The following is an 11,279-nucleotide window of genomic DNA, read 5'->3' as shown; positions in this document are numbered from 1 at the left end:
GGCCTGGAGCCTCACCGCGCTCACCGTGGGCTGTGGCGCGAACGACTCCGCGTCCCTGGCCGCAGCCTCCGCGTCCCAGGCACTCAGCACGCTGCCCGCGACGTGCGCGGACGTGCATGCCGTCCACCCGAACGCTCCGGACGGCAACTATGGCCTGTACGTAGGCGGTGACCCCGACACGTACTGGACCGCGTACTGCCACGACATGGCCGGCACGCCCAGGGAGTACCTCACCCTCCCGTTCCAGATGGAGGACACCAATGTCTCGCGCTACCTCGCGGGCGGGGCCTCGCCCGGCACCAGCGTTGTCACGTACTACCAGCGCGTGCGCCTGCATCCGGACACGTTCCAGGTGGACACCGGCGACCAGACCTTCGCGACCTCCACCGGAGAGCTGAAGCACGGGTCGGACACCGTGCGCGCCATGCCCTTCGGCGTCGCCATGTCCTGCGATGGCGAGCAGGCCCAGGCCAACATCGACCTCGTCGGCACGAGCTTCGAGGTGGACTCGAGCCTGTTCGGCGTGGGTGGCTACGACGCCTCCGGCACCGCCGCCGCCAGCTTCGATAGACAGGTCGTCACCCTCTCCGGCGGAGGCTTCTGCGGCTGGACCAGTCCCCTGGGCAGCTACAACCCCTACAACCAGACCGGTTCGCTGCTGCAGCTGAAGTACCGCCCCCCGCCCCGCCTGCCGGCCACCTGCAAGGACCTCCAGACCGACTACTCCTTCACCCAGGACGGCGAGCACACGCTGTGCGTCGGGCGCGATCCCAACAAGTGCTGGTCCGCCTGGTGCCACGGCATGGACGGGGCGGCGCCTCGGGAGTACCTCACGCTCCAGCACACGGAGGACGGCGCCAACTTCTCGCAGTACCTCGCGGGTGGGGCCTCGCCCGGCACCACCGTGCGCACGCGCTACACCCGCGTGCGCGTGCTCCCGGACACGCTCCAGGTGGACACCGGTGATCAGACCTTCTCCACGTCCACCGGGCAGTTGACCCACTCGCCGCACACGGTGAAGTCCATGACCTACGGCGCCGCCATGTCCTGCAACGGCATCCAGACCCAGGCCAACGTGGACCTGCGCGGCACGCGCTTCTCCGTGCAGCCCTCCCGGTTCGGCGTGGGCGGCTACCTCGCCGGCGGTTCTGTCACCCCCAGCGCGTCCAACCAGGTCTTCAGCCTGTCGGGCGGCGGCAACTGCGGCTGGCTGGGCCCCGTGGGCAGCTACAACCCCTACAACCAGTTCGGCACCCTGCTGCAGCTGACGCTCAACCCGCCACAGCCGTAAGGCCTCTCAGGGAGAGGGCTCCAGCCTGGGAGCATGGGAAGGGCTGGAGCCCTCTTGGGCGTGGCGGGCGGCAGAAGTGCGGGAGGAGAGGGACGCTGACAGGGAACCCATGAGCCGCATTCCAGGCCGGCGCGGAAGCCAATCATCCCCAGCAGACACACCCCTGCCGCTGCCGCCCTCAGCGGCACCTGCGGGCTGTTGCCAGGACTTGAATGGAGCAGGCCCGACAGCCCCACGACACGCCTTGCGGGCCGTAGCGGCGGGAATGGTCGACGAGCCGGGAAACGTGATGGCGATGACGCTCTACAGAAATCCGTTGCTGAGTCGGGAAGACCTCGCCGCGTGACCGCGCTCGCGCATCGGCTGGCCGTCGCAGGGAGAGCGACGCGCATCTCCTCGAATCTCAATTGCGTGGCCGGCTTGCCCGAGCGCAGTATTGGCCTTCACTTCCAAGGATGAGTGGTGGCAAAAACTCGCACTCGCGTTGACAGCGTCAGAGCCTCCCGGGATGGCCATGAGTATCACGAGGCGTGGGTCGCTCGAAAATGCCTGGGCCTGCTACTCCCCAGGGACGACCTGGTGGGCGTGGCCATCGAAGGTTTCTCTGCCGATGATGAGGTGTCCAAGGACGCCACCGAGATCGCGGACGCCGTCTTGTACTACGGTCGACACGCGTCATTTGTGCGCGCGACCCGCGTCGTCGTCGTCCAAGTGAAGTATTCGAAGGCGGCCGAACTCAAGCCCTTTCGCGCCGCTGATGCCAAGAAGACCATTGAGAAGTTTGCGAAGATCTACCGCGCGCACGTTTACAAGCATAGTGTCGCCAAAACTCGCGCCAAGCTTCGCTTCGAGCTGGTCACCAATCGCCCGATCCTGGCCGAACTCGAACACGCGGTGCAGGGGCTGGCGACGGGCACCGTGCTGCGCGGAGCCGCGGCCGCCCAGGCCAAGCAGGTCCAGGCGGCGGCGCGCCTCCACGGAAAGGACCTGGTCGAGTTCGCCCGTCGGCTCCAGTTCGCCGGTCTGACCGGCGACCTGCAAGCGAGCAAGCGCGACTTGGCGACGGCCTTGTCTGACTGGACGGCCGCGCGAGATTCACTTGCACGCCTGCGGCTCAACGAGATCCGCAAGCTGGCCCGCGACAAGGCCAGCCTCGCGAGCGAACAACGCAATGTCATTTCGCGCACTGATCTCTTGGCGGCATTGGAGATCGGTCACGAGGACGACCTGTTGCCGTGTCCGGAGAGCTTCCCGGACGTGGGGGCGGTAGTGGCCCGTGACCAGCTGGAGGACACGGCGACGTCGATCCCCGCCCTAGATCGGCCACTGGTTATCCATGCCGATGGCGGCGTGGGCAAGACGGTCTTCCTCCGTTCGCTCGCGAGCAAGCTCGAGCCCGCGCACGAGGTCGTGTTGTTCGATTGCTTTGGCATGGGCCAGTACCGGGCGCCGAGCGACGCGCGGCACCTACCAGGGCGTGGCCTGCTGCACATTGTCAATCGGCTGGCCTGCCGCGGACTGTGCGATCCGCTGCTCCCCGGGACCTACAACGACAATGATCTCATCCGGACGGTGCGCTCCCGCTTGACGCAGGCGGCGGCGACCGGCGCCCGCGGCACCCGGGACCGCCAACTCATCCTGCTGCTCGATGCGATCGATAACGCTGGCGAGCACGCCACGGCGCAAGACGAAACCTCGTTCCCGCGCCTGTTGTTGCGCGAACTGGCCACGGCCGGACGCATTGCCGGCATGCAGCTGGTGGTCAGCGCGCGCAGCCATCGCCGGGCCGCCGCGACGGGCGGCGTCGACTGCGTTGAGCTGAAGCTGCTGCCCTTCAGCATTGATGAGTCCCGCGAGTTCTTGCGCCCGCGGGTGAAGCGATTGACGGAAGCCCGTTTGCTGGTGGCCCAGTCGCGTTCGCGAGGCAATGGACGCATACTCGAGCATCTGGCTAAGGACAGCGCCGACCTGCTCGCGCCGTCCGAATTCAACAAGGGCATCCAACTCGATAACCTTCTGCGAAAGAAGATCCAGGACGCATTACGCGAAGCAGAAAAGCAGGGCTACCGCGACGGCGTGATCCACTCGTTCCTAGGGGGCTTGGCGACCTTGCCGCCCCCGGTGCCGATTCTGGAGTTCGCCGAGGCCAATGGCCTGTCTGAGAGCGCGGCGAACAGCTTTGCCGCCGACCTCGCCGACCTGCTGGAGCACACCAAGCACGGGATCATGTTCCGCGACGAGCCAACCGAAACGCTGATCCGTGAAACCTACGGGGCCGACGAGGCTGCGCTACGCGCGTTGGCAAAGAACCTGCTGTCAATGCAGGAGCGCTCGCTGTACGCCGCGACGACCTTGCCCAACCTGCTCAAGCAGTTGGGCGATGGCGACCAACTATTCGACTTGGCCTTCGATCCGCGAGTGCCGACCTCGATCTCCAGTGCGGCAGGGAAGCAAGCGATCCGGCAGGCGCGGCTGCGCGCTGCGGTCGCCTTTGCGGCCACCCACGAGAACAGCGACCGACTGGTGCCACTGCTGGTGGAGTCATCTACCCTTGCCGCGATCAATCAGCGGGGCACGGCCTATTTGCTCGACCATCCTGACTTGACTATGGCCATGGACGATATCCATGCGCTGCGCCGGATGTTCGAAGCACGCACCGCTTGGCCGGGATCACGCCATGCACGCTTGGCAATCGCGCACGTGCTGGCTGGCGACTTGGCTGATGCGCACCAGCACGCCCAGCGGCTTTTCGAGTGGCGGCACCACTACTTCGAGCAGGCCGAAGACCCTCGCTTCCAGCAAGAGCGGCCCACGTCCATGGACATGGCTGCCATTCCTTTGTGCCTGCTAGCGCGCGGAGATGGCAGGGGCGCCGCGCGCGACCTGAACGGATGGCGAGATTGGTACGCCTACGAGGTCGCGGCGCAGTGCTTTGCACTCGCGCGCGTAGGCGAAGCGAAAGGGCTCATCTCCCCGCAGGCCGTTCGCGAGTTGCTCACGCCTACGCTCGCCAAGCCCAGCGTGCTGGCCGCCGCCGTAGCCTACGCCGACGGGGATGAAGGTCTGCAGCGTGAGCTCATTTCCGATCTTGCGACCCGCGGCGCGACGGTGGATTTCGGCGAGACGCACCATCGACCGCAAGAGCGCGCGATTCTCCTGGGCCTGCTTCGGGCCGCCACGGTGGCCGCAGTGCGCGGGCTGCACGCAGAGTCGATTTCGATCGCGGCCTCGATCCGCCTGCCGACGCCGGCGCTGTACACGTTCATCGATCAATGGTCATTCGGCGACATCTATCCGTACGTGGCCATCCAGGTCCTCAAGGCCCTGGCGCAAAGCCGGGCGCCCGAAGAGCGCGATTTGCTGCCGGCCGAACTAGCGACGATGAGTGCGTCCCTGCCGCCAGGCCTTCACGGCCAGCCCTACCGCGATGCGCTTAAACAGGCCCTGCAGGCGAGCGTGAAGAAGGGCACCGACGCCGATTCACCCGAGCCCCTGAGCTACGAAACCAAATCCTCTGCCGAGCGATTTCTCGACGGCTACCTGCCGTCCCTGCTACGCATCGCGACCGCCTTCGCCCACGCGGTGAAACCGAACTCCGGCCAAGCGGCCGGTCGACTCAAGCCCCTCGTCGATGTCTGGTGTGAACTTCGCGCCCAGAGGGACTACTACTCCGGGGGCACCGCAGCGCAACGTCAGCACGATGCGATCGGCGAGCGCCTGATCACTCTCGCGCTCGCGGTCGAGACCGACTTCGTGGCCGAGGAGATCACGCAGTTCGTTGAGGCGGTAAGCGCGCCCGGCGTCACCACCGCAGGCATCCTTGTCGAGATCGTCGGGATTCTGGCCGCACGCGCTCGTCACCACGTGCTGGCCGGCCAGACGGCTATCAAGGCGCGCCAGGCGATCGAGCGCGAGGACGAGGTGGGACAGCGGGCGACGCTATTTGCCCGCTTGGCCCGGGCGATGGGTCGCGCCAGCGGGAGCGAGGCCAACTCTTACTTCCTGCAGGGCCTAGAGCAAATGGATGCGATCGGCTCGGGCGACTGGGAGTTCGTCAGCGAGTTGATGCATTTTTCCTGCACCTTGCAGGGCAACGGGCTTCCCGACGCCGATAGCCACACGCTCTCGAACATTTGCGACCTGAACCTGGGAGAAGCCCACAAGTTCGATTGGGCCAACTACGGGGCGGCCCTGGCCAAGGCCTCGGGGGTAAAGGGCATAGCTCGTCTGGCCCGGTGGGAAGACCGTGGTCGCATCTCGTTCGACTACACGCTTCTGCCGTACTTGAAGGCACTGCTGGACAACCATCAGATCGATCCGGAGATCGCGCTGACGATGTTGCGCGTTTCCGACCCGGCCGAGCTGCGGTCCTGCGGCACCGAGCAGTTCGTCGAGGCGCTGGAGGCACGCGGCGCCTCGCCGGCCATCGTCACCGAGCTGATCGAACAATACCAACACAACAATCCCTCGCCGTTCGGATCCAAAGCCCCACAGGCACTGGCGCAATGGGCTTCGCGCGTGTTGGGCGAAGAGTCGGCACACGCCGCTGAGCTTTCGACGGCCGCGGCGTCGATCGAGGTAACGACCCACGACTACAATGAACTCAACAACTGGCGACCGTCGTCGCCCGGTGTCGACCCGCAGGAGCAACAGGCCGTCGCGAAGGCCAAGGCGGTCGCGGTCGCAGCCTTGGCGCACGATACCAACCCGCTGGACGAACTGTCCCTGTCCCGCGCCCTCGATGCGCTGGAGAGCGTGACTGGCTGGGGACGTGTCGACGTCGAGCTGTTGGAATTGTTGCGCGCCAAGGTCGCGTTCGCGGATTGGCCTCGCTATATCGAACTCATCGCGCGTCAGCCCTCGCTCGATCTTTACGCCAAGGCGCACGAACTCAAGGCCTGCCAAGAGGCTTGGTCGACTGCGTCGGCGGCCGTGCCCAAGGCCCTCACCGCTGCCGCCGACTGGATCGTGCGCGAGAACGCGGGTGAGTTCGTGTCCTTCGGATACATTTCGCCCTGGCAGCTTAAGCGCATCACCGAGCTCACGGGCGTGGATGCGCACGCGCTGACACTCGCTCTGTTGCACCAGTATTGCCGGCCGGGCACCGACGTGCCGGCAGCGGTGTGGCTGAGTTTCGCGGCGGCCTTCAACACCAAATCTGCCGCTGGCGTCGGGCAGGCGGCGTTGACCCGATTACTCGCAAGTGGGGCGGCGAAGCTCGCTGCTTTGGTGGAGGACGGGGCTTGGAACGAACGGCTTTATCCCCCGGACGATTCGCTGCAGGTGGCCGCAGGCCTGATCTGGTTTGCCCTCGGCTCGGGGCACGCTGAGCGCCGTTGGATGGCCGCGCACAGCCTGCGCACTGCGGTGCGCTTGGGCCGCACCGATGTGCTCGATGCCGTCGTGGCCCGGTTCGATGAGCGCGACGCGGGCGCGTTCGGTGCACCCGAATTGCCCTTTTATTACCTGCACGCGCAACTGTGGCTGCTGATCTCCTTGGCCCGCATCGCGCTGGAGGTGCCACAGGCCGTCGCTGCGCATCGCGCTTTCCTTGAGCGCACGGCCCTCGATACTGCCGATCCGCACGTGCTTCGGCAGCACTTCGCGAGGGCGGCACTGCTCGCTTGCCAAGACGCGGGGCAGCTGCGGTTGCCGCCAGCCCTGCGCAAGGCCTTGGAGCAGGTCAATCGATCCCCGTTCGCGCTGCAGGTCACCCGAGAGTACCACGGCGAGTCGTTCTACGAATCGCGCCCGGCGGACCGGCCGGCGCCCGAGCCGGATCTGCACTTCGAATACGACTTCGACAAATCCGATGTGTCCAGGTTGAGCGCACTGTTTGGTCGCACCCGGTGGGACACGCACGATGCGATGACGGCGTGGGTGCGGCAGCACGATCGTCAGATCACGCGCATGCGCGAGCTGGGCGGACGCTCCGGCGACCGCCGTGAGGGGCGCGGATCGATCACCGACCAGCACCATACCTACGGGGAGCAACTGTGCTGGCACGCTCTGCACGCCGTGGCCGGACAATTCCTGCTCCAGCATCCGATCACGCGACGGCGCTATGACGACGAAAGCCCGTGGCATGCGTGGTTCCGGAGGCGGGTACTGACCCGCGCCGATGGGCTGTGGCTCGCCGATGGCACCGAGTGGCAGCCGGTGGACACCCGCGTCACCTTGCGGGAACTGGCCGAGGACAGCGTGGGCATGACGGCCGATCCGGCGAAACTGCGCGCCTTGCTCGGGATCGAGGTCGACGTCGGCGAGTGGCTGGTCATCGACGGCAATTGGCTCTCGGTGGAAGGCATCGAAATTGAAGTTCAGTCCGCCCTCATCCCTTACGAGCAAGCCGATCAGGCCGCCGTGGAGCTGGCACGGGAGAACCCCGTTCAGGCGCACCTTCCATATGCTCTCGAAAAGAACAACTCGCGCCCGTCGCAACCTCCGTACGTGCCGTGGATTGTGCACCCCCTCGCCGAAGGCGGCATCGACGAGACGGACGCGCTGGGCGTGATCGGTGCGGCACAGCGTGCGCGCCCGTCGGCCAACATCATCGCCTTTGGTGCGCTGCAGCCTGCCGATGAGTTCGGAAGCCGTTGGATCGAAGCGTCAGGCGCGCAGATCATGCGGGTCGAGGCATGGTGCCAGCTTCCCGAACGTGGTGAAGGCGGGCGTAGGACCGGTGCCCGCATGTTCTGTCTGTCGGCTTTTGTCCGCGAGGTGCTGACCGCGCAGCAGGCGGACCTGTTACTCCTAATCAAGCTCACGCGCGCGGACTCGGACGGCGCCAGTCGCTCGACGCAATCCTGGCACACGACTGCGGTGGTGCGGGTGGCGCCTGACTTGTCGATGACCACGTATCCGGGCTGCGCCAACGCGCTCTACGAGGAGCGTTACTGAGGCGCGAAAGCGTCGGAAGATCGCGGAGTTCCGGAGCCGAAACGCGCCAGGCCGGGCCCACGGGGGCATTCCGGGGGGCGGTCCGAAATCGATGCCTGCCGGGTAGCGGAAGTGATCGAGGACAAGGGTCCCCAGCGCTGGGATGGGCTGGAGGGTGATGGGCTGGAGCCCCGCTTCAGATTGGAGAAAGGTCCAGGCGAAGGTGCTCCCGTTCAAGCGGCACTCGTAGACCTGGGCCGCTGGTGCCTCCCGCGTGTAATCCGGAAGGACGGCCACGTCGCTGGTTCCAAAGGGCGGTGGATCCGTGGGTGTGGAGGCCGTATGGTAGGCCGCCACGATGTGTGCGGAGGGCCGCGAGTCGGAAGGTCGGCTGAGCAGCTCTTGGACGTTGTACTCCACGCCGCCCAGCGTCACCCGCAGCACCTCATCCGGCACAGTTGCCGGCAGGCGGGTGGGGGCGTCCTGGGCAATCCGTTTCACCGCCTCCGTCGCCGCCGCCTACTCATCGCCCGCATCATCATCATCGCACCCACCGAAGGCCCCGACGGCGAGCGCGAGTGTGGCGAAGACATGGACGGGACTCGTTTGAGCAGGCTTCAAGGCAGACCTCCCTCGGAAACGAGGAACGGTGATGGCATCCTTTCGTGCCAGCAATCCGTCCAGATGGTGGAGCGCGTGTCTTCATCCAGATAGGTCCCCCGAAGGCGGTGCTGCTGGGGTTCTTCGCGCGCGGGTTCCAGCTCGACTCGTGAGGTGTCACGGCCGCGGGCACGCTTCGCTTCGTTACAGGGCCGGACGGCAGCGTCCGTCCCGAGGGGGAGTAGCGTGCAGGTCGCCGCGCGCGTACTACCCAACAGAGCGCGCTCCTCTCCGAGACTTAACTCACCGCGCTAGTCGTGCTGTCATGGATTGCCATGGCAGCCGATTTCGTCCTCCACCGCGCCGCGAGCGCCGTCGCGCTCCTCTCCCTCGTCGGATGCGGCTCGGCGACTGTCGGTGGGGGCGGCAGCCCGGCACGCGCGAAGTGGGTCGGGTCGGTCGTCAGGACGCCGGACGGCGGGCAGCTCCGCACAACCATCTACTACGGGCCCTGGCAGTGCAGCGCCGCGTTCCTGTCCCGCTGCGAGTCGAAATGCGCGGCGCAGGGCTACCCGCTCATGGGCTGCATGTGGCTGGCCGACATCAAAGGGGACTGGCAAGGGCGCTACCTCTTCATGCCCGCGGAGGCCGGGGGCCGCCTCGCGATCACCCACTGCTGCTGCGATTACCCCAAGGCGGCGGACCTGACGTGGCGCAGGAACACCTGGAAGAACTCACGCACCACGTTCCGAGACGAGTGGGGCCGAGAGTTTGGCGGGTGGCCGTCGACGGGTGGCATCAACTGGCAGGGGCACCACATCTTCGACCTGGGGCACGGTGGGGCGCCGCTGGCCCGGGACAACGTCATCCCCGCACCTGACGACGTGCACGGCGTCTTCAACCGCGAGTACCCGGCCTGCTACGCGCCGGGCGGCCAGTGGCTGAAGCCAGGTCCCGACCGGCCCTACGCGGACTGACGACCATGACCATGGACTCCCTCCTCGCCGAAGTCTCCCGGCTCCACTTCCCCAACGCGCCCGCCACGCCCGCGCAGTTGGCCGCCTTCGAGGCGCGCGTCGGATGGAAGCTGGACGAGGACCTGCGTGCCTTCTACCTGCACTGCGACGGATGCACGCTCTTCAAGCCCCGGGCTGACGCGCTCTACCGCGTCTTGCCGCTCGCGGAGATCCGCCGCGCACGCCAGGCCATCCGAGCCAGCGACGAGGACCAAGACGGGGCGCAGTCCGTGTTCACGCTGGTGGATATGCAGGACTCCGACTACGTCGTCCTGGACAGCACCCAGCACGATGCAGGTCGCTATCCGCTGTTCGACGCCTTCCACGAGACGTTCCCGGAGGTAGAGCGCATCGCCTCCACCTTCGCGGAGTTCCTGGAAAGGGCGCTGCGGAGCGGCAACCGAGCGTTCTGGCTGAGTGGATGAGCCTGTCGTGTGGAGGGCCTGTAACCGTCCGACCAACGACGTGCCGGGGGCTACGCGCGGAGAACTGGAGCCTCGCCACGCGCAGGGGTGAACTCCGCCTACGACTTCCGAGCGAATCACATGGCGAGGCTCCAGGTGCGGATGCTCGCATCGCAGAACACCCCGCTCGAGATCTTCTTCGCCACGGCCACCCTACCCAGCTTCTCCGGCACGCGCGGCCAGCCCCTAACGCAAGGCCTCCAGCCGCTGCCGCAGGCGCTCAGCCACCCGGGGAAGATCATCCGGGGCCTTCACCGGTTCGAAGCGGCTCGTCGCGGGGTCCGTGCGCCCCACTTCGATGAAGGCGACCGACAGGAGCGGCTGGCCATCCGGTCGGGTGAGGCTGCTGGCCTCCGCCGTCACCTGCTCGAACTGGAGGACGGGCGCGCCGTCCACCTTCTTGGGAACCACCCGGTAGGGAATGGGCAGCTCCTGGTTGATCATCGCCTCCAGCGAGAAGGTGATGTTGTTGGTGGAGATGAAGGCATGCCGCGTGGGGTCCACCTTCTCCACGAGCTGGAGCTGGCCGGCCACGCGCACCGGAGCGGCGCCCGCGTCCAGCGCGCCACTGGGGTTTGCCCGCGGCGTCACCTCCACCGTCATGTCGCAGCCCCGTTGCAGGTGCATCCCGATGACGACCGGGTCGAGCGTCGCCGCCAGGTTGTCCACGTTGGAGAAGTACATGCAGCGCACCCCGCGCTGGCGCAGCGTCTGCCCCACCCCGCTCCCGCGCAGGGCGCGGAACACGTCCCCGTGACCCGAAGGGGCGAAGGACAGCTGCCCGTCCGCCTCGCGGAACAAGGCGCCCTCCGGCGTGAGCCGGGGAAGTATCTGCTGCCGGAAGAGGAACACGTCCCGCCCCAGCCCCCGGGCCTCCAGGTGCGCGGCGATGGCCTCGTGCGTGAGAAAGGAGGTCATCACCGCCACCGGCACCGGGCGGCCCAGCCGCTCGCCCAACCGGCGCGCCTGGGCGAGCTTGAGGTCCAGGAAGGTGTGCTCCCCCACGACGGGGACCAGCCCCTTCACGGC

The 11,279-nt window shown here is 66.9% G+C and carries 5 protein-coding genes; 4 read left to right on the top strand and 1 reads right to left on the bottom strand.

Annotated features, from left to right (window positions below; translation table 11 throughout):
• From D7W79_RS30710 to D7W79_RS30695, 4 genes are all read left to right on the top strand, one after another.
• A partial coding sequence (locus D7W79_RS30710; RefSeq protein WP_120528931.1) for a GON domain-containing protein occupies positions 1-1,291 on the top strand: 1,291 nt, incomplete at its 5' end.
• A gap of 579 nt (positions 1,292-1,870) precedes the next feature.
• Positions 1,871-8,191 carry a P-loop NTPase family protein gene (locus D7W79_RS30705; protein WP_120528930.1) on the top strand — a complete coding sequence of 2,107 codons (6,321 nt, stop codon included), beginning with the start codon at positions 1,871-1,873 and terminating at the stop codon, positions 8,189-8,191.
• A gap of 914 nt (positions 8,192-9,105) precedes the next feature.
• Entirely contained in the window at positions 9,106-9,747 is a 642-nt protein-coding gene (locus D7W79_RS30700; protein WP_120528929.1) for a hypothetical protein, read from the top strand.
• A 5-nt stretch (positions 9,748-9,752) separates the two neighbouring features.
• Positions 9,753-10,211 carry an SMI1/KNR4 family protein gene (locus D7W79_RS30695; RefSeq protein ID WP_120528928.1) on the top strand — a complete coding sequence of 153 codons (459 nt, stop codon included), beginning with the start codon at positions 9,753-9,755 and terminating at the stop codon, positions 10,209-10,211.
• A gap of 225 nt (positions 10,212-10,436) precedes the next feature.
• Here D7W79_RS30695 and D7W79_RS30690 read toward each other — a convergent pair.
• The coding region (locus D7W79_RS30690; RefSeq protein ID WP_120528927.1) for a UTP--glucose-1-phosphate uridylyltransferase at positions 10,437-11,279 on the bottom strand (843 nt) is incomplete at its 5' end.

This window comes from Corallococcus exercitus (assembly GCF_003611585.1).
GTDB classification, from domain to species: Bacteria; Myxococcota; Myxococcia; order Myxococcales; family Myxococcaceae; genus Corallococcus; species Corallococcus exercitus.
The sequence above is the reverse complement of the archived record's forward strand: the minus strand, read 5'-3'. Positions and strand labels throughout refer to the sequence as shown.